This window comes from Phenylobacterium sp. (assembly GCF_030697925.1).
Taxonomy (GTDB): Bacteria; Pseudomonadota; Alphaproteobacteria; order Caulobacterales; family Caulobacteraceae; genus Phenylobacterium.
This window is the reverse complement of the sequence record NZ_JAUYOJ010000011.1, coordinates 1-17048: the sequence shown is the minus strand read 5'-3', so window position 1 is coordinate 17048 and position 17048 is coordinate 1. Positions and strand designations below refer to the sequence as shown.

The window sequence follows — 17048 nt, the reverse complement described above, 5'->3', positions numbered from 1 at the left end:
CTCCTTCGGCCTGGCGGTGTTCTCCGGCGTGGCGATGATCTACGGCGTGCTGGTCCTGCTGTTCCGGTCGTTCTTCAAGCCGATCGTCATCCTCTCGGCCCTGCCGCTGGCGGTGGGCGGGGCGTTCTTCGGCCTGCTGGTCTTCAACCTCTCGCTCTCCATCCCCTCGCTGATCGGCTTCCTGATGCTGCTGGGCCTGGCGGCGAAGAACTCGATCCTGCTGGTCGAATACGCCATCGAGCGCGAGCGCGAGGGCATGGGCCAGCGCGAGTCGCTGATCGAGGCCTGCCGCGAGCGGGCGCGGCCCATCGTCATGACCACCATGGCCATGGCCGCGGGCATGCTGCCCACCGCCTTCGCCCTGGAGAAGGGCGCGGAGTTCCGCCAGCCCATGGCCGTGGCCGTGATCGGCGGCCTGATCACCTCGACCCTGCTGTCCCTGGTGCTGGTGCCGGTGGTCTATGAGTTCGTCGATGACTTCGAGAGCTGGCTGAAGCCCAAACTGGCCAGGCTGGTGACCCCCCGCGAGGCGACCCCGCAGGTCGCGCCGGAAGACCGCTTCTAGGCGCCGGCGCCGAGGTGCGGCGGCTCACAACGCCTGGAACATGACCATGGCGTCGACATAGCCCAGGGTCGGATGGGCGAAGGCGCCGGGCAGCCGGCCGACGGTCGCGAATCCCAGGCTCTCCCACAAGGCCACGGCGCGGGTGTTGGTGGAGACCACGAAGTTGAACTGCATGGCGCGGAAACCGCGCGCCCGGGCGTGGTCGAGGGCGTGCCGGCCCATGGCGCGGGCGACGCCTTTGCCCTGGGCCGCCTGGCCGGTCATGAAGCCGCAGTTGCAGACATGGCCCCCACCGCCCGCCTGGTTGGCGCGCAGGTAGTAGGTCCCCAGGATCTGGCCGTCCTGCTCGAACACGAAGGGGTCGTTGGCGGGGCTGAGCCAGTAGGCGCGGGCGGCGGCCTCGTCCATGGCGCGGTCCAGCCCATAGGTCTCGCCGGCCCGGATGGTGGGCTCGAGTATGGCCCAGATGGCGGGCCAGTCGGTCGCGTCGGCCGGGCGGATCGTCGTCATGGTCGGTGATTTGGGCCGCGCCGGGCTTGGCGGCAAGGACGCCAGGGGGTCAGATAGCGCAAACACGGGGGGAGAGCGGATGTATCGGCTGTATGGCGGGCTGGGCTCGCCCTATTCCCTCAAGGTCCGCGCCGTCCTGCGCTACCGCCGCCTGCCGCACATCTGGATCGCTGCCAATGATCCGACCACGATGGGGCGGCTATTCGCCCAGGTGCGGGCGCCGGTGATCCCGGTGCTGGAATTCCCGGACGGGACGGTGATGAACGATTCCACCCCGCTGGTGGCGGAGCTGGAGCGCCGCCACGCCGAGCGCTCGGTGGTCCCGGACGACGAGGCCCAGGCCTTCGCCGCCTTCCTGCTGGAGGACATGGCCGACGAGTGGGGCACCAAGGCCATGTTCCATCACCGCTGGAACCTCGACCGCGACCAGATCCAGATGGGCCGCTGGCTGGCCTTCGACCGGTTCCGCGGCCAGGGGCGCGAGCGCATCGAGACCTTCGGCCAGACCTTCCGCGAGCGCCAGACCGGGCGGATGGCCCTGGTGGGCTGCACGCCACAGAACGCCCCGGTGATCGAGGCCAGCACGGAGCGGGCCTTCGACCTGCTGGACGTCATGGCGACGGACGAGGGCTACCTGTTCGGCTCGCGGCCCTCGCTGGCGGACTTCGCCTGGTTCGGCCAGTTCTCGCAGCTCGCCACCGACCCGACGCCGCACGACCTGATGCTGGCGCGCGCGCCCTATCTGATGCGCTGGATCGCCGGCCTCGACGACGTCAGCGGGGTCGAGGGCGAATGGCGCGAGGAACCGACCGCGGCGATGCTCGGCCTGCTGGAGCTGGCCGCCGAGGTCTATCTGCCGTTCCTGCTGGCCAATGCCCAGGCGGCGGGCCGGGGCGAGGAGACCTTCTCAGTCGAGCTGATGGGCCGGCCCTACAGCCAGGGCGTCTTCAAGTACCAGGTGCGTTGCCTCGCCCAGCTCCGCGAGGCCTACACGGGGCTGTCGGACGCGGCCAAGACCCGCGTCGATGGCTGGCTGCCGGCGGCGGCGTGCGCGGCGCTGGCGGGCTAGCGGTTGTCGGAATAGCGGACCGGGACCTGGTCCAGGTCGAAATCGTCGAACAGCCGGGCGTTGACGCCGATGGTGGTGCGGGTGAAGTCGAGCTCGCGGCCGACCCAGGTGGGGCCCTCATTGTAGGTGCTGCAGCCGCAGATCGCGCAGTAGTGCAGCTTCATCAAGTAGTCCCCCCATTGATAGGTGGAGACCCGGTCGGGAGCGGTCGTCAGCTTGAACTCTGTCTCGGCATAGTAGGCCCAGAGCCCCCCGCGCTTCGTGCAGAGGGTGCAGTTGCAGGAGTTCACGTCCTTCGGCGGATGGGTCACCTCGAACTGGGTGGCCTTGCAGTGGCAGCTTCCGCGGATCATCAGACCTCCTCGCGCAGGACCTTGGCGAACAGTTCGGGGTCGACATTGCCGCCGGACAAGACCAGGCCGGTCGACCCGTCGCCCCAGGACCTGACCTTGCCGGCTAGCAGGGCCGCCAGGCCCACCGAGCCGCCGGGCTCCACCACCAGCTTCAGCACCGCGAAGGCGTATCGCATGGCCTCGGCGACCTCGGCGTCGGTGACAACGGCCACGTCGGCGACGGTCTTCTGGAGGATGGGGAAGGTGAGCTGGCCGGGGGCCGGGCTCTCCAGGGCGTCGCAAAGCGAACGGGTCGTGGGGGTGAGCGTCACGCGCTCGCCCTTCTGCAGGGACCGCAGGGTGTCGTCGAAGCCCGCCGGCTCCACGCCCACGACGGCCGTTTTGGGCGAGAGCGCCTTGACCGCCGTGGAGACCCCGGCCAGCAGGCCGCCGCCGCCGATCGGGCAGGCGACCACGTCCAAGGTTACGCCCAGGGCCTGCGCCTGGCGGACCAGTTCCAATCCGACCGTGCCCTGGCCGGCGATGATGTGCGGATCGTCGAAGGCCGGAACCACCACGCTACCGCGCTCCGCGGCGACCTGGGCGGCGATGGCCACCCGGTCATCGGTCAGCCGGTCATAGAACCGGATCTCGGCGCCATAGCGGCGCGTCGCCTCGACCTTCACGGACGGAGCGTCGGAGGGCATGACGATCAGGGCGGGCATGCCGAGCAGCCTGGCCGCCAGGGCTACGCCCTGGGCGTGGTTGCCGGAGGAGAAGGCCACCACCCCGCGCGTCCGCTCGTCGGCCGAGAGCTGAACCAGGCGGTTGTAGGCGCCGCGGAACTTGAAGGCCCCGACCCGCTGCAGGGTCTCGGGCTTGATCAGCACCCGGCGGCCCAGGCGATCGTTCAGCGCTGGGCTCTCGATCAGCGGGGTCTCGACGGCGTGGCCCTTGAGCCGTCCGGCGGCGGCCTCGATGTCGGCCAGGCTCACGCTCACCGGGCGAACACCATGGCGTCGTCGGCGAAGGCCTTGAACTCGATGGCGTTGCCCGAGGGATCGAGGAAGAACATGGTCGCCTGCTCGCCCGGTTCGCCCTCGAAGCGGATCTGCGGCTCGATGATGAATTTCACCTTCGCGGCCTCCAGCTTGCCGACCATGTCCTGCCAGTCCGGCAGGGTCAGGATCACGCCGAAATGGCGGACCGGCACGTCCTCGCCGTCCACGGCGCTGGTCGACCGATGGCCGACCTCGTTGGGCGCGAGGTGGGCGACGATCTGGTGCCCGAAGAAGTCGAAGTCGATCCAGTCGGCGCTGGAGCGGCCCTCCGGGCAGCCCAGCAGCCCGCCGTAGAAGGCGCGCGCCTCGGCCAGATCGCGGACGGGGAAGGCGAGGTGGAAGCGGGGGCGGGTCATGTTCGCCTCATACCGCGCCAGGCCCGCGAGCGCGATATGTTCGAGGCCCTTGGAACGTCTCACCGCGTCACTAGATTATGGCCGAGCTGGGGAGGCTTTCATGCGTGCATCGATGCTGGGCGCCGTGCTGGCGGCGCTGGCCGATCCGGCGAGCGCCGCCGACCTTCTGCTGGGCGTCTATGGCCACGACGTGACCTTCATCGGCGACACCCTGGGGCTGGGCGCGGCCGGGCGCGAGGACGGGGCCGACTTCCAGATCGGCCTGCGCAGCGAGCGCATCGAGGCGCTCTCGCCCATCGGCCGGCCCCAGGCCCACGCCTTCGTCTCCGTCAACAGCGAGAACACCTCGAACTTCGTGGCCGCGGGGCTGTCCTGGCCGATCGCCATTACCGAGAAGCTGTATTTCCGGCCGGGAGTCGGCCTGGCCTATACCGACGGCGAGACCGATCTGCCTCCGGTCAACGCGCCTGGCCTCAGCCCAGCCGAGATCCAGCGGCGGCTGCAGCTCTACAACACCCGCATCGACTTCGGCTCCAAGGTGCTGTTCCAGGGGGAGCTCGGCCTCGGCTACCGGTTCAACGACCGCTGGGCCGGCGAGATATCCTGGGTGCACATCTCCAACGGCCAGGTGTTCTCGAGCGGCAAGAACCAGGGCATGGACGACGCCGGCGTGCGGTTGATCTACAGCTTCTGACGACCGTCCGCGGGCTCCGCGGGCGCCGGGTCATCGTCCTCTCCACCCGTCTTCCGGGGAGAGAGGGTAGGGTGAGGGGAGGCGTCTCCGCCGCTCTGAGCCTGCTGTGAGACTGGATTGCGTCGCTCCGCGCCGCGACCCCTCACCCTCCCCTCTCCCCTCGAGCGGGGAGAGGAGTGATCCAGGCCTGCGAGGCGGGGGTTGACGCGCCTGCTTCACGCTGGTCTACACCCGCCGAACGGCTGCCCGTCGCCTGAAGGCGCTCGCCACCGCTTCCTAAAATCGATCCAGTCCACCCGCCGAGAGCCTGTCGAAGGGCGTGGTCGGACCCGCTCGGCAGGCCGGGAGATCGTATCTGCATGGCCAATGTCACGGTGATCGGCGCCCAGTGGGGCGACGAGGGCAAGGGCAAGCTCGTCGACTGGCTCAGCAACCGCGCCGACGTGGTGGTGCGCTTCCAGGGCGGCCACAATGCGGGCCACACCCTGGTGGTCGGCAACCAGGTCTACAAACTCAGCCTGCTCCCCTCGGGCGTGGTCCAAGGCAAGCTGTCGGTGATCGGCAACGGCGTGGTGGTCGATCCCTGGCACCTGCTGGAGGAGATCGCCAAGATCGGCGCCCAGGGGGTGAGCGTCACCCCCGACCTACTGGTCCTGGCCGACAACGCCTGCCTGATCCTGCCCCTGCACCGGGACCTCGACCAGGCGCGCGAGGCCGCCGCGGTCAACAAGATCGGCACCACCGGCCGCGGCATCGGCCCGGCCTATGAGGACAAGGTCGGCCGGCGCGCCATCCGGGTCGGCGACCTGGCTGACCGCGACGCCCTGGAGGCCAAGATCGACCGGCTGCTCGCCCACCACACCCCGCTGCGCCGCGGCCTGGGCCTGCCGGAATACGACGGCGCCCAGCTGCTGGCGGCGCTGGAGGAGATCGCGCCCAAGGTCCTGCCCTTCGCCCAGCCCGCCTGGCGGCTGCTGGACGAGGTGGTGAAGTCGGGCAAGCGGGTGCTGTTCGAAGGCGCGCAAGGGGCTCTTCTGGACGTGGACCATGGCACCTATCCCTATGTGACCTCGTCCAACACCGTGGCCGGCCAGGCCGCGGCGGGATCGGGCCTGGGCCCCAAGGGCACGGGCTATGTCCTGGGCATCGTCAAGGCCTACACCACCCGGGTCGGCGAGGGACCGTTCCCTACCGAGCTCAATGACGAGATCGGCCAGCACCTGGGCACGGTGGGCAAGGAGTTCGGAGTGGTGACGGGCCGGCCGCGCCGCTGCGGATGGTTCGATGCCGCCCTGGTCCGCCAATCGGTGGCGCTGAACGGCATCGACGGTATCGCGCTCACCAAGCTGGACGTGCTGGATGGCCTGCCGAAGCTGAAGATCTGCGTCGGCTACCGCCTGGGGGACAAGACCTTCGACTACCTGCCCGCCGGCCTGAAGGCCCAGTCGGCGTTGGTCCCCGTCTATGAGGAGATCGATGGCTGGAGCGAGAGCACGGCCGGCGCCACCTCCTGGAAGGACCTGCCCGCCAACGCGGTCAAATATGTCCGCCGGGTGGAGGAGCTGATCGGGGCGCCCGCGGCGATGGTCTCCACCAGCCCGCAGCGGGACGACACCATCATGGTGCGCGACCCGTTCCAGGACTGATTGGGACCAGGATCGAGCGGCCGGCCGTCAAGGCCATCTTAAGGACGATGGGGCTAGCTTGTCCCGGAGTCCTTCGGAGCCGCCCGGGCCGTGTTCAACGACGACTTCAAGCTTGTCCAGCGGATGGCGCCGCTGATGCGGAAGGTGCTGATCATCGATCCGGCGCCGGCCAGCGCCCGCCTGCTCGCCGAGCTGATGCGCAATATCGCTCCAGTGCAGCTGTGGAACGCCGTCTCCACCCGCAAGGGGCTGGAGGCCGCGCGCCAGGTTAATCCGCAAATGATCTTCGTGGAGCTGTCGGGTCCGGATGTCGACGGCGTCGATTTCACCCGCCAGCTGCGCAAGTCCGACATCGCCTGCCGCATGGCGCCGGTGATCATGGTGACGGCCACGGCCACGCCCTCGGCGATCATGGCCGCCCGTGACGCGGGCGTGCATGAGTTCCTGCGCAAGCCCTACACCGCCAGGGACCTGCTGCGGCGGCTGGAGGCCGTGACCCTGCGTCCCCGCGACTGGGTCGAGGCGGTGCAGTACATCGGTCCCGACCGGCGGCGGTTCAATTCCGGCGACTATACCGGCCCGCTGAAGCGCCGCTCCGACGCCACCGCCACCACCGACCAGGCCCGGATCACCCAGGCGCTCAAGATTCTGAAATCCGCCGTGCCCGCGGTCTCCACCGATCCCCGCCAGGCCCTGCGCGCCATGCTGGCCCAGATGGTCGAGCTGCATCGCGCGGCCAATGGCATGAAGGACCTGAAGCTGGCGGCCCTGGCCACCGACTTCCAGCGCTACCTGGCCATTGTCGCGGACCGCGGCGTGATGGATCAGGCCGAGATCGCCCGCGAGGCCCGGCCCCTGCTGGCCCTGCTGCCCCAGGACGACACAGAGGAAGGTCATGCGGCTTAGAGCCGTCAAACCCAAGCCTATCCCCACTAGACTCGTCATCCCGGCCTTGTGCCGGGGACCCATACACACGGACCGCTCCAGCAAACCTCGGGCTGCGGTGTTCATGGGTGGCCGGCACGGAGGCCTGCCATGACGAACGGATGGGGTGCTACGTGTCCGTTGCGCAGCGCCGGAGACGAAAAAGCCGCCGCGGCGTGGCCGCGACGGCTTTGGTTCGTTGGAGGCGCCCGCCGATCAGGCGTCGACGAGGTTCTTGGCTTCCGCCGCGGCCTTCATCGACTTTTGCAGCTTCTCGAAGGCCCGGACCTCGATCTGGCGCACCCGTTCGCGGCTGACGCCGTATTCGGAGGCCAGCTCTTCCAGAGTGGTCGGGTTATCCTTCAGCCGGCGCTCGGTCAGGATGTGACGCTCGCGGTCGGTGAGTTCGGTCATCGCCGCCTCGAGCAGGCTCATGCGGATGGTCCGCTCCTGGTTCTCGGCGACATAGGTCTCCTGGCTGACGGCGGTCTCGTCCTCCAGCCAGTCCTGCCACTCGCTTTCGCCGTCCACGCGCAGGGGCGCGTTCAGCGAGGCGTCGGGGCCCGACAGCCGGCGGTTCATCGAGATCACCTCGGAGTCGAGCACGCCCAGCTTGGTGGCGATCTCGCTGACCTGTTCGGGACGCAGGTCGCCCTCCTGGAAGGCGCTGATCTGGCTCTTGGCCTTGCGCAGGTTGAAGAACAGCTTCTTCTGCGCCGCCGTCGTGCCCATCTTCACCAGGCTCCAGGAGCGCAGGATGTATTCCTGGATCGAGGCGCGGATCCACCACATGGCGTAGGTGGCCAGGCGGAAGCCCTTGTCGGGCTCGAACTTCTTCACCGCCTGCATCAGGCCGACATTGCCCTCGGAGATCACTTCCCCGATCGGCAGGCCGTAGCCGCGATAGCCCATGGCGATCTTGGCCACCAGGCGCAGGTGGCTGGTGACGAGCCGATGAGCGGCTTCGGAATCCTCATGCTCTTTCCAGGCCTTGGCGAGCATGAACTCCTCGTCCTTGGCGAGCATCGGAAACTTACGAATTTCAGTCAGATACCGGCTGAGGCCGCCTTCCGGCGACATCACGGCAAGCGCATTGGCTGCGGCCATGGACGATCCCCTCATAATCTAGCGGACTTTCGGGTCGCTCAGCGCAAGCGTGCGCGAGACCGTCCGCCCCTCCAAACCACAGATAGGTATTGGTCGTTCCGGGCGTAAGGCCATGGTCTGGGAGAAACCAACGGCCCTGAATAATCCGACTGCTCAACTCAGGTATTTCTAGACCCCGATGGCGGCGGCATCAAGGCGATCACCGCGCAAGCTTTCTCACAGCGCTGAGAGAAGCGCTTCCAGCGCGGCCATGTCGGGGGGCAGGGCGCTCTCGAATTTCAGGGTCTCCCCCGTCACCGGATGAACGAAGCCCAGGACCGCTGCATGCAGGGCCTGGCGCTTCAAACCGGCCTGCGCCATGGCCTCGCGGACCGGGGCGGCCGGCGGGCCGGAGCCATAGGTCGGGTCGCCCAGGCAGGGTGCGCCCTTGGACGCCATGTGCACCCGGATCTGGTGCGTGCGGCCGGTCTCCAGCCGACAGGAGACCCGCGCGGCCAGGGGCTTGCCCGCGGGGCCGAAGGCGCGCTCGACGGCGTAATGGGTGATCGCCTCGCGACCGCCGGTCTTCAGCACGGCCATCTTCTTGCGGTCGCTGCTGGAGCGGCCCAGGCGGGTGACGATGGTGTCCCGCGGCGGCATGGGCGCGCCCCGCGTAAGAGCGACATAGGCCCGCGCGATGTCGTGGGCGGCGAATAGGGCCGAGAGCCCCTGATGGGCGGCGTCGGTCTTGGCGGCCACGAGGATCCCCGAGGTCTCCTTGTCGATGCGATGGACGATGCCGGGCCGCGCCACGCCGCCGATCCCCGACAGGCTCGCGCCGCAATGGGCCAGCAGGGCGTTGACCAGGGTGCCGGTCTCGTTGCCCGGCGCCGGATGGGCGGCCATGCCGGCCGGCTTGTCCACCACGATCAGATAGGCGTCCTCGAACAGCACGGTGAGCGGGATGGCTTCGGGCTGCGGGTCGGCCGGCAGGGGGGCGGGGATCAGCAGGCGGTAGTCACCGGCTTGGGCCTTGGATGAGGCGTCGGAGAGCGTCGTGCCGTCCCGGCTAATCTGGCCCTGGGCCAGCAGGGCCTGGATGCGGGCGCGCGACAGGTCGGGCAGGGCTTCGGCCAGGGTCTTGTCGAGACGCCCGCCGGCCTCGTCGGCGGTCAGGGTCACCAGGCGCGCCGAGGCGTCGTCGAAGGCGATTTCCTCGTCTTCGGGATCGACGGTGGGGATCGTCACCCTTGCAGGTGTCCGCCCGAACTCAGGCCCTTGGAGAGGCTGTTGGCCCAGCTCGATAGCAGGAACATCTCGCCGGTGCCGGCCGCGGCGGGGCCCGGTCCGATGTCGCGGATCAGGTGATCGTGCATGGCCTGGCTCACGGTCTCGTCGGTGGCGGCGGTGTCACGGGTCAGCAGCTCGGCATATTCGGCGTTGTCGGTCTCGATGTCGCCGCTGAGGTCGCCCAGCCGCTCCAGCACCACCGGATAGGCCGAGGGCGTGCGTGCGGCGTTGAGCGCGGCGGCCAGGATCAGGCCGTCCAACTGCACGGCCTTGTGCAGGGACACCCCGTTGAAGATCAGGAACACCGGGGTCTGGCCGACCGTGTCGAACAGGATGGCGAAGAGCTGGCCCTCGACCGGCAGCATCCAGCCGTCGAACAGCAGGCCCGAACCGCCCATCTTGAATTCCAGCAGGCCCTCGGGGCCGCGGCGGATCATGCCGTAGTCGTGGAAGATCTTCCCCGGCATAGCGATGGAGGGCCGGGTGCTGCGCCAGAAGCCCTCATAGGTTGCGGCGCGCCGCTCGGTGACCATGCGCACTAGGTCGAGGCCCGGCAGCGGCAGGCCCACATGGGCGCCGTTGGTCTTGGCCAGCACCGCGTGACCGTTGGTGGGCTCCAGGCCGAACACCCGGGCCAGGCCGTCGATGTCGCGGTCCCAGTCCAGCATGGTGAAGCCGTCGCGCTTGGTGGCCACCAGCTTGGTGAGGTTTTCCAGGTTGTGCGCCGAAGGCGTCACGGCGCCGGAGGCCCAGCGGCCCACCAGCGACTTGTCGACTCCCAGGTCCGCGGCGAGACGCCCCCGACTCATGGAGAGCGCCTTCAAGACCAGGTCCAGTTTCTCAGAGAAGGGCGTGGAGACGTGCATGACGTTCTTATGATTCCACACCTGCGCCGAAATGCAACTCGCCATGCAACTGTTGCGCAACCGTGTGCAACCCGTTGCGTGATTGTTGTGCGCCCGTTGCGCAGGGGTTGAATCTCGAGGCTGCAACCGTTGCGCACGCCGTCGCGCGCCGCTGCACCTGCGCGCTGTGGTCGCACCCCCCTACACATTGTCTCAACGAAGCGGCGGCGCAGACCGCTGGGTCCGGAAGGAAACAGACGATGAGGTACTTGCCCTTGGCCCTGGCGATCGCCTGTCTCGCCGGCGCGTTGACCCTGATCAATGTCGCGCCTGTCCAGGTCGAGCTTACGTCCGTTGCTAGCGACGCTTCGAAAGCCATTCCCGCGGCCATCGCCGCGGATCCAGCCGAAATCAGGACTGCGGACCCGGCCAAAAAGCCGGGGTGACGCCCTCGGGCCTAGAGCAGTTCTGCGGTGATCCGGTACCCCACGACGGATCATCTTCACCGGAGGCGACGGCGGCGTCTAGCGCCACCGCGGGCGTCGTCGTCGTCCTCCGCGTGTCTCGATCGAACCGATCGGGGCGGTATTCGAGAGCGCCGATGTCCTGGGGGGTATTGGCGACAGCGGATCGACGGCGCGCCATGCGCCGCTCGCACGGGCGCCGCTCGTGACCGACCCCGACATCCATTACCGAGTCAGCCTTCGGTTCGCCGAAGTCTGGTCCGGGGAGCCCAGGCCATGGGGGTGGCTGTCGGGTTCCCCGGATTTTCTATTTGGTCGCCTCTTCCTCGCGGCCGGTGATTGAGCCCTCGGTGAACAGGTACTCCTTGAGTTGGGCGCCGAACTCGCCGTCGTTTCGCCGGATCCACTCCAGCGCCATCGACGCGTGCTCGATCTCCTCGCCGGCGTTGTGCAGCAGGATCTTCTTCAGCTCGGGATCGTCGCAGTCGTCGGCCCGTTGGCGGTACCAGTCCACCGCCTCCAGCTCCTCGATCAGGGAGGAGATGGCGTAGTGCATGTTGAGGGTCCGGGGAGACAGTTTCTCGCGCGGGACATGTAGGCCTTCGCTGGACATCGGGGCGTCATCCTCCTCCACTAAGGTTCGTTTCTGAGCTTAGCCGGAATGCGTGAGGGGGAAACGGGATGCGGATCGATCGACGCCGGGCGCTTGCCCTGTTGGGTTTTGGAGCGGCGGCGACGCCCGCCATGGCGCAGGGCGCCTATTCGGGCGCGGTGGAATTCAAACATGGCGTGGCCTCGGGCGATCCCCTGGCCGACCGGGTGATTCTATGGACCCGAATCACCCCGGCCGATCCCGCCGCCGGCGAGATCGCCTATCGCTGGAAGCTCAACCCCATTGATCGCCGGGCCGGCGGCGCCAAGTCCGGAGAGGGCAAGACCGGCCCGAGCCGCGACTGGACAGTGAAGGTCGACGCGACAGGTCTGGATGCGGGCCGCGCCTACACCTTTGAGTTCGAGGCGAATGGCGTGACCTCGCCCATGGGCCGCACGCGGACGCTGCCCAGCGGACCCACCAAGGACGTGGTCCTGGCCGTGGCCTCCTGCACCCTCTACCCGAACGGCTACTTCAACGCCTATGAGGCCATCGCCAAGCTGCCGCGGGTCGACGCCGTGCTGCACCTGGGCGACTATATCTACGAATATGGCGGACCCGGCTCCTACGGCATGAACTCGGCGGTGGCCGGAGAGCGGCCGCACGATCCGCCGCACGAGATCTTCAGCCTGGCCGACTACCGCCGCCGCCACGCCCAGTACAAGTCCGATCCCCAGTCGCAGGCGGCCCACGCCCGGGCGCCCTGGATCGTTGTCTGGGACGATCACGAGACGGCCAATGACAGCTTCGAGGCCGGCGCGCAGAACCACAGCCCCGACACCGAGGGAGACTGGGCCGAGCGCAAGGCGCGCGCGGTGAAGGTCTATTACGAGTGGATGCCGATCCGCGAGCCGGCCGACGGGGGGCCGGCCATCCACCGCAGCTTCCAGTTCGGCGACCTGGCCAGCCTGTTCATGCTGGAGACCCGGCTGACCGCGCGGGTGAGGCAGCTCAACTACGACCGCGACCTGCCCGAACCCGGCGGCCCGGCCGAGGTGGCCGCCTTCAAGGCCAAGCTCGCCGATCCGGCCCGGATGATGATGAGTCCAGCCCAGGAGGCCTGGCTTGGGGCGGGCCTGAAGGACTCGGTGAAGGCCGGCCGCGCCTGGCAGATCCTCGGCAACGAGGTGGTCATGGGCCGGTTGATGGCGCCCAGCCTCAAGAAGGAACTGGGCGAGGCCAGGCTGGCCGAGGTGATGGCCAAGGAGACCGCCAACGGTCGCACCCGGCTTCAGCGTCTGGAGCGCCTGGCGGGGCTCGGCCTGCCCTACGGCCTGGACATGTGGGACGGCTACCCGCCCGCCCGAGAGCGGTTGTACGGCCTGGTCAAGGACGCCGGAGCCCACGCCATCGTGCTGTCGGGCGACAGCCACGCCTTTTGGGCCAACGAGCTGCACGACGATAGCGGCGGGCGGCGGGCGGTGGAGTTCGGGACCACGGGGATCACCAGCCCCGGCGGCGGCGACGCCCTCAAGAGCTTCTCGGTCGGCGACGTGTTCGCCGCGGCCAATCCGGAGGTGGTGTTCAACGACCAGGCGGCCAAGGGCTTCGTCCTGCTGACCCTGACCCGCGATGAGGCCAAGGCCGAGCTGATGGCGGTCTCGACCATCCTGGCCAAGACCCATGAGACCAAGGTGCTGAAAACCTTCCGGGTGAAGCGCGAGGCCAGCGGCGTCTCGGCCCTGAGCGAAGCCTAGCGCCGCTCCAGGGCCAGCTTCAGTCCGAAGGCGATGAACACGCCGCCAGTCACCCGGTCCAGCCAGCGCACGACGGCGGCTTGCCGCAAGGCCCGGGCGAGGGGCTGGGTGGCGGCGATCAGCAGCCCCAGCCAGATCACGCCCAGCAGGACGTGGATCGCGGTCAGTAGCAGCATGAACGGCGCGGCGGGGACGCCCAGCGGCAGGAACTGGGGCAGGAACGAGACGTAGAAGACCCCCATCTTCGGATTGAGCAGGTTCGAGAGGAAGCCCCGGCGCATCCAGGCGGTGTCGCCGCCCGAAGGGGCCGGCGCGGCGCCCACCTCAAACCCGTCCCGGGGCCGTCGGATCAGGCCGATCCCGAGCCAGAGCAGGTAGGCCGCGCCAATCCACTTGAGGACGGTGAAGGCCAGTGTCGAGGCCGCGAGCACGGCTCCGAGGCCGAACGCGACCAAACCGCCCCAGACGAAGCAGCCCGCCAAAATCCCGACCATCGCCAGGAGGGCGCGCTTGGGCCCTTCCGCCGCCGCCGTGCGCAGGATGAGCGCGGTGTCGAGGCCCGGGGTCAGGGTCAGCAGGCCGGCGGCCAGGGTGAAGGCGACCAGGGCCTCGACGACGCTCACGGCTTATCCTTCAGCTTTCCGTTCTCGACCACGCGATAGAAGCAGGTGCGCGCGCCGGTGTGGCAGGTCCCGCCGTCGCCCTCCGGGGTGACCTTCAGCAGGATGGTGTCCTGGTCGCAGTCGATGCGGATCTCCTCGACCAGCTGGATCTGGCCGCTGGTGGCGCCCTTGTGCCAGAGCTCGTTGCGGGAGCGGCTGAAATAGTGAACCTCCCCGGTGGCCAGGGTCCGCTCCAGGGCCTTGGCGTTCATATAGGCGAGCATCAGCACCTCGCCGGTCTCGGCGTGGACGGCGATGGCGGGGATCAGCCCGGCGGCGTCGAACCGGGGGGCGAGAACATCGCCCTTTTCAAGGATGTCCTTGGTGCTGGCGGTGGGAAACAGAGGCTGGGTCATGGACAGCATATGGCGCCGCCGCACCGGGTCGCGCTAGCCTCGCCGCTGTGAATCTCAAGGACCGCATCAAGGGCCAGGTCGCCCGCTTCGACACTTTCGCCCGCCCGTGGGCGGAACGGAGCCCCTGGCATGGCTGGGCGTATGAGTTCCTGCTGTTCGGACTGAAGCAGGCCTGGGCCTGTTTGTTTGGCGGAGCGATGCTGACTCTGCTGGTTCTCACCCACTACCTCTGGCCGGCGGACGCCCCGGTGGCGCGCTACGATGTCCTGGTCGTGTCGGCGATCGTGATCCAGGGCCTGCTGTTGGCGACACGCCTCGAACGAACCGAGGAGGCGGTGGTCATTCTCATCTTCCACGTGGTCGGCACCGTGATGGAAATCTTCAAGACCGCCCATGGCTCCTGGAGCTATCCGGAGGCGAGCGTCCTGCGGATCGGCGGCGTACCCCTGTTCTCAGGCTTCATGTACGCCTGCGTCGGATCCTATATGGCGCGCGCCATTCGGCTCTTCGAGATCCGGTTCGAGGCCTATCCGCCTCTTTGGGGGCCATGGGTTCTTGCGATCCTGTCCTATGCCAACTTTTTCAGCCACCACTATCTGCCGGACATTCGATGGGGCCTGTTCGCCCTCTCTGGCCTGTTGTTCGGGCGGGCCTGGTTTCAGTTCACCCCGGACCGGACGATACGGCGGATGCCCATGCTGATCGGCTTCTTGTTGGTGGCGCTGTTCATCTGGATCGCCGAGAACGTCGGCACGTTCACGGCGGCCTGGCTCTATCCGAGCCAGCGAGACGGCTGGAGCCTCGTGCCGATCGGCAAGTTAGGTTCCTGGTACCTGTTGATGATGCTGAGCTTCGTGCTGGTCACCCTGGTGCATCGTCCGGAGCGCGTCCCAGCGCGAGCGCGCGCCGGCCAGGCTGTAGCCCCTGTTTCTCCCTAGGCTAGGTCGACCCCGACCGGAGTGCATACGCCATGACCGCCAGCCGTAGAACCATGATCGCCGCCGCCGCGGCCCTGGCGCTTCCGAGCCTGGTTTCCGCCGCGCCGAAGAAGCCCAAGCCGCCCAAGCCCTGCACGGCGCGGGTCGCCTATGCCGGCCCGCCGCTGCGCGCCCAGCTCGGGGCCTGGCAATTCGACGCCGCGGCCAGGGCGGGAAGCTCGCGGCTGGCGCCGGTGACCAGCGACAAGTTCGAGGCCGCCTTCGAACAGGCCGCCGGCAAGATGCAGACCAAGGCGCTCACCGCGGCCCTGGCGACCGCCGACGGCTCGATCTGGACCCAGACCCTGGCGGGGAAGCCCGGCGAGGCCCTGCCCAGCCGCTTCTTCTGGGCCAGCGTCGGCAAGGCCTACACCGCCACGGCGATCCTGCAGATGGTCGAGGAGGGCAAGCTTAGCCTGGACGCCACCCTGGACCGCTGGGCGCCGGAGGCGAAGAACGCCGCCTGGATCACGGTGGAGGACCTGCTCGGCCATACCGGCGGGCTCTACAGCTTCCAGAACGATCCGGCCCTGCGCGCCGAGCCGGGCTACAAGCCGCCCGAGCGGTTGCTGGCGGCGGCCAACGCCCAGCCGGCCGGGTTCTGTCCCGGCGCGGCCTGGAGCTACAGCAACACCGGCTATGTCCACCTTGGCCGGATCATCGAGGCGTTGGACGCCAGGCCCTATCACGAGGCCCTGCGCGCCCGGATCGTCGAGCGGCTGGAACTTCGAGAAACCGATATCCTCGCGCCACGCCAGGTCTTGGCCGGGATGGCGCCCCTGGCGCCGACCGGACCCAGCGAGGGCACGGCCGACGACGTCACCACGCCCTATGCGGCCGGCGCGGTGGCGGCCTCAGCGGGAGACGCGGTGCGGTTCTGGCGGGCGATGATGGCCAACCGCCTGCACGGCGCCGACCAGACCCGGCGGCGGTTCCTGCGGCTCTATCCGATGGCGGGGGTGGGACCGTCGCACTACGGCCTGGGCGTGATGGTCAGTGACCTGGCCGCCGCCGACCCGCGCGCCACCGACACCTGGCTTGGCCACGCGGGCGGCCTGCCCGGCGCCAAGGCTGTCGTCGCCTATTCCCTGGAGAAACAGGCCTATGTGGCCGTGGCGCTCACGGGCGAGGGCTCGCCCGAGGCCACGGCCAACCTGCTGCTGTCGACCCTTCCGAAGAAGGTCTAGCGGTTCACGAAGTCCAGGAAGCGCTGGCGCAGGGTCGCGTCGGTCTTGAACACCCCGGTGAACTGGGTGGTGATGGTGGTCACGTGGCGGTGGTGGACGCCGCGGGTGGTCATGCACTGGTGGGCCGCGTCGATCAGCACGGCGACGCCGGCGGGGCGCAGGCTGTCGGTGATGGCGTCGGCGATCTGTTGGGTCATGGTCTCCTGGGTCTGGAGCCGGCGGGCGAAGATCTCGACCACCTTGGCCAGCTTGGAGATGCCCACCACCCGGTTCGTCGGCATGTAGGCCACATAGGCCTTGCCCAGGAACGGGGCCATGTGGTGCTCGCAGTGGCTCTCCACCTCGATCTCGCGCAGCATGACGATGTCGTCATAGCCCTGCACGTCCTCGAAGGTGCGCGACAGCTCCTTGGCCGGATCGAGGTTGTAGCCCTCGAACCATTCGCCATAGGCGTCGACCACCCGCTTGGGGGTGTCGATCACGCCTTCGCGGCGCGGATCGTCGCCGGCCCACGCGATCAGCGTGCGCACGGCCTCCATAGCCTCTTCGCGCGTCGGGCGCTTCACGGCTTCAAGATCAAGATCGGCGCCGCCGATCAGGGTTCGGTCGCGACTAGGAGCGTCCATGTGTGAGCGGTTCTTTCCCGGGCCTGAGTTGCGCCGGGACGATGGTCCC

The 17048-nt window shown here is 68.6% G+C and carries 20 protein-coding genes; 9 read left to right on the top strand and 11 right to left on the bottom strand.

The window, feature by feature from the left end:
* A partial coding sequence (locus tag Q8Q88_RS01460; protein ID WP_305673422.1) for an efflux RND transporter permease subunit occupies positions 1 to 565 on the top strand: 565 nt, incomplete at its 5' end.
* A gap of 24 nt (positions 566 to 589) precedes the next feature.
* Here the strand turns inward: Q8Q88_RS01460 and Q8Q88_RS01455 are convergent.
* Positions 590 to 1075: a GNAT family N-acetyltransferase gene (locus tag Q8Q88_RS01455; protein ID WP_305673421.1), complete on the bottom strand. Its 486-nt coding sequence runs from the start codon at positions 1073 to 1075 to the stop codon at positions 590 to 592.
* Positions 1076 to 1154: 79 nt separating this feature from the next.
* Between Q8Q88_RS01455 and Q8Q88_RS01450 the strand changes: the two genes are divergently transcribed.
* Positions 1155 to 2144, top strand: a complete 990-nt coding sequence (locus Q8Q88_RS01450) for a glutathione S-transferase family protein (RefSeq protein ID WP_305673420.1) — start codon at positions 1155 to 1157, stop codon at positions 2142 to 2144.
* Here the strand turns inward: Q8Q88_RS01450 and Q8Q88_RS01445 are convergent.
* Genes Q8Q88_RS01445 through Q8Q88_RS01435 form a run of 3 tightly spaced genes read right to left on the bottom strand, consistent with a single transcriptional unit; the run spans position 2141 to position 3893 of the window.
* Positions 2141 to 2497, bottom strand: coding sequence for a GFA family protein (locus Q8Q88_RS01445; RefSeq protein WP_305673419.1), 357 nt, complete (start codon positions 2495 to 2497; stop codon positions 2141 to 2143). The genes Q8Q88_RS01450 and Q8Q88_RS01445 overlap by 4 nt on opposite strands.
* Positions 2497 to 3477, bottom strand: a complete 981-nt coding sequence (locus tag Q8Q88_RS01440) for a threonine/serine dehydratase (RefSeq protein ID WP_305673418.1) — start codon at positions 3475 to 3477, stop codon at positions 2497 to 2499. The genes Q8Q88_RS01445 and Q8Q88_RS01440 overlap by 1 nt, the downstream gene beginning before the upstream one ends.
* Positions 3474 to 3893 (bottom strand): VOC family protein, encoded by a 420-nt coding sequence (locus Q8Q88_RS01435; RefSeq protein ID WP_305673417.1) that lies wholly within the window; start codon positions 3891 to 3893, stop codon positions 3474 to 3476. Before Q8Q88_RS01435 ends, Q8Q88_RS01440 begins: the two co-directional genes overlap by 4 nt.
* Before the next feature lie 100 nt (positions 3894 to 3993).
* On the opposite strand from Q8Q88_RS01435, the gene Q8Q88_RS01430 reads away from it, so the two are divergent.
* The 3 genes from Q8Q88_RS01430 (at position 3994) to Q8Q88_RS01420 (ending at position 7139) form a co-directional block, all read left to right on the top strand.
* Positions 3994 to 4587, top strand: a complete 594-nt coding sequence (locus Q8Q88_RS01430) for an acyloxyacyl hydrolase (protein WP_305673416.1) — start codon at positions 3994 to 3996, stop codon at positions 4585 to 4587.
* A gap of 359 nt (positions 4588 to 4946) precedes the next feature.
* The gene (locus Q8Q88_RS01425) at positions 4947 to 6233 is read left to right on the top strand and encodes an adenylosuccinate synthase (protein WP_305673415.1); all 1287 of its coding nucleotides are present in this window, start codon (positions 4947 to 4949) and stop codon (positions 6231 to 6233) included.
* Between the two features lie 90 nt (positions 6234 to 6323).
* Positions 6324 to 7139 (top strand): response regulator transcription factor, encoded by an 816-nt coding sequence (locus tag Q8Q88_RS01420; protein WP_305673414.1) that lies wholly within the window; start codon positions 6324 to 6326, stop codon positions 7137 to 7139.
* Positions 7140 to 7373: 234 nt separating this feature from the next.
* On the opposite strand, the gene rpoH is transcribed toward Q8Q88_RS01420, so the two are convergent.
* From rpoH to Q8Q88_RS01405, 3 genes are all read right to left on the bottom strand, one after another.
* Positions 7374 to 8279 carry an RNA polymerase sigma factor RpoH gene (gene rpoH, locus Q8Q88_RS01415; RefSeq protein WP_371129795.1) on the bottom strand — a complete coding sequence of 302 codons (906 nt, stop codon included), beginning with the start codon at positions 8277 to 8279 and terminating at the stop codon, positions 7374 to 7376.
* 201 nt (positions 8280 to 8480) lie between these two features.
* On the bottom strand, positions 8481 to 9455 hold the full coding sequence (locus Q8Q88_RS01410; protein ID WP_305673423.1) for an RluA family pseudouridine synthase: 975 nt from the start codon (positions 9453 to 9455) through the stop codon (positions 8481 to 8483).
* Between the two features lie 32 nt (positions 9456 to 9487).
* Entirely contained in the window at positions 9488 to 10399 is a 912-nt protein-coding gene (locus Q8Q88_RS01405) for a helix-turn-helix transcriptional regulator (protein ID WP_305673412.1), read from the bottom strand.
* 254 nt (positions 10400 to 10653) lie between these two features.
* On the opposite strand from Q8Q88_RS01405, the gene Q8Q88_RS01400 reads away from it, so the two are divergent.
* Positions 10654 to 10824 (top strand): hypothetical protein, encoded by a 171-nt coding sequence (locus Q8Q88_RS01400; RefSeq protein WP_305673411.1) that lies wholly within the window; start codon positions 10654 to 10656, stop codon positions 10822 to 10824.
* 325 nt (positions 10825 to 11149) lie between these two features.
* On the opposite strand, the gene Q8Q88_RS01395 is transcribed toward Q8Q88_RS01400, so the two are convergent.
* Positions 11150 to 11455: a ferritin gene (locus tag Q8Q88_RS01395; RefSeq protein WP_305673410.1), complete on the bottom strand. Its 306-nt coding sequence runs from the start codon at positions 11453 to 11455 to the stop codon at positions 11150 to 11152.
* A gap of 68 nt (positions 11456 to 11523) precedes the next feature.
* Here Q8Q88_RS01395 and Q8Q88_RS01390 point away from each other — a divergent pair, with 68 nt between their 5' ends.
* Positions 11524 to 13191, top strand: a complete 1668-nt coding sequence (locus tag Q8Q88_RS01390; RefSeq protein ID WP_305673409.1) for an alkaline phosphatase — start codon at positions 11524 to 11526, stop codon at positions 13189 to 13191.
* Here Q8Q88_RS01390 and Q8Q88_RS01385 read toward each other — a convergent pair.
* Together Q8Q88_RS01385 and hisI are read right to left on the bottom strand one after the other, a co-directional pair.
* Positions 13188 to 13814, bottom strand: a complete 627-nt coding sequence (locus tag Q8Q88_RS01385) for a LysE family translocator (protein WP_305673408.1) — start codon at positions 13812 to 13814, stop codon at positions 13188 to 13190. The genes Q8Q88_RS01390 and Q8Q88_RS01385 overlap by 4 nt on opposite strands.
* Complete coding sequence (gene hisI, locus Q8Q88_RS01380; RefSeq protein WP_305673407.1) at positions 13811 to 14209, bottom strand: phosphoribosyl-AMP cyclohydrolase; 399 nt, start codon at positions 14207 to 14209, stop codon at positions 13811 to 13813. Before hisI ends, Q8Q88_RS01385 begins: the two co-directional genes overlap by 4 nt.
* A gap of 47 nt (positions 14210 to 14256) precedes the next feature.
* On the opposite strand from hisI, the gene Q8Q88_RS01375 reads away from it, so the two are divergent.
* Both Q8Q88_RS01375 and Q8Q88_RS01370 read left to right on the top strand, forming a co-directional pair.
* On the top strand, positions 14257 to 15147 hold the full coding sequence (locus Q8Q88_RS01375; protein WP_305673406.1) for a DUF817 domain-containing protein: 891 nt from the start codon (positions 14257 to 14259) through the stop codon (positions 15145 to 15147).
* 32 nt (positions 15148 to 15179) lie between these two features.
* Entirely contained in the window at positions 15180 to 16373 is a 1194-nt protein-coding gene (locus tag Q8Q88_RS01370; protein WP_305673405.1) for a serine hydrolase, read from the top strand.
* Here Q8Q88_RS01370 and folE read toward each other — a convergent pair.
* The gene (gene folE / locus Q8Q88_RS01365; RefSeq protein ID WP_305673404.1) at positions 16370 to 16999 is read right to left on the bottom strand and encodes a GTP cyclohydrolase I FolE; all 630 of its coding nucleotides are present in this window, start codon (positions 16997 to 16999) and stop codon (positions 16370 to 16372) included. The genes Q8Q88_RS01370 and folE overlap by 4 nt on opposite strands.
* Between the last annotated feature and the right edge of the window lie 49 nt (positions 17000 to 17048).

Coding starts and splice junctions, on each gene's coding strand:
- Q8Q88_RS01370 (WP_305673405.1), top strand. CDS start 15,180: ATGACCGCCAGCCGTAGAACCATGATCGCCGCCGCCGCGGCCCTGGCG.
- rpoH (WP_371129795.1), bottom strand. CDS start 8,279: ATGAGGGGATCGTCCATGGCCGCAGCCAATGCGCTTGCCGTGATGTCG.
- Q8Q88_RS01430 (WP_305673416.1), top strand. CDS start 3,994: ATGCGTGCATCGATGCTGGGCGCCGTGCTGGCGGCGCTGGCCGATCCG.
- folE (WP_305673404.1), bottom strand. CDS start 16,999: ATGGACGCTCCTAGTCGCGACCGAACCCTGATCGGCGGCGCCGATCTT.
- hisI (WP_305673407.1), bottom strand. CDS start 14,209: ATGACCCAGCCTCTGTTTCCCACCGCCAGCACCAAGGACATCCTTGAA.
- Q8Q88_RS01425 (WP_305673415.1), top strand. CDS start 4,947: ATGGCCAATGTCACGGTGATCGGCGCCCAGTGGGGCGACGAGGGCAAG.
- Q8Q88_RS01450 (WP_305673420.1), top strand. CDS start 1,155: ATGTATCGGCTGTATGGCGGGCTGGGCTCGCCCTATTCCCTCAAGGTC.
- Q8Q88_RS01390 (WP_305673409.1), top strand. CDS start 11,524: ATGCGGATCGATCGACGCCGGGCGCTTGCCCTGTTGGGTTTTGGAGCG.
- Q8Q88_RS01405 (WP_305673412.1), bottom strand. CDS start 10,399: ATGCACGTCTCCACGCCCTTCTCTGAGAAACTGGACCTGGTCTTGAAG.
- Q8Q88_RS01455 (WP_305673421.1), bottom strand. CDS start 1,075: ATGACGACGATCCGCCCGGCCGACGCGACCGACTGGCCCGCCATCTGG.
- Q8Q88_RS01435 (WP_305673417.1), bottom strand. CDS start 3,893: ATGACCCGCCCCCGCTTCCACCTCGCCTTCCCCGTCCGCGATCTGGCC.
- Q8Q88_RS01445 (WP_305673419.1), bottom strand. CDS start 2,497: ATGATCCGCGGAAGCTGCCACTGCAAGGCCACCCAGTTCGAGGTGACC.
- Q8Q88_RS01395 (WP_305673410.1), bottom strand. CDS start 11,455: ATGTCCAGCGAAGGCCTACATGTCCCGCGCGAGAAACTGTCTCCCCGG.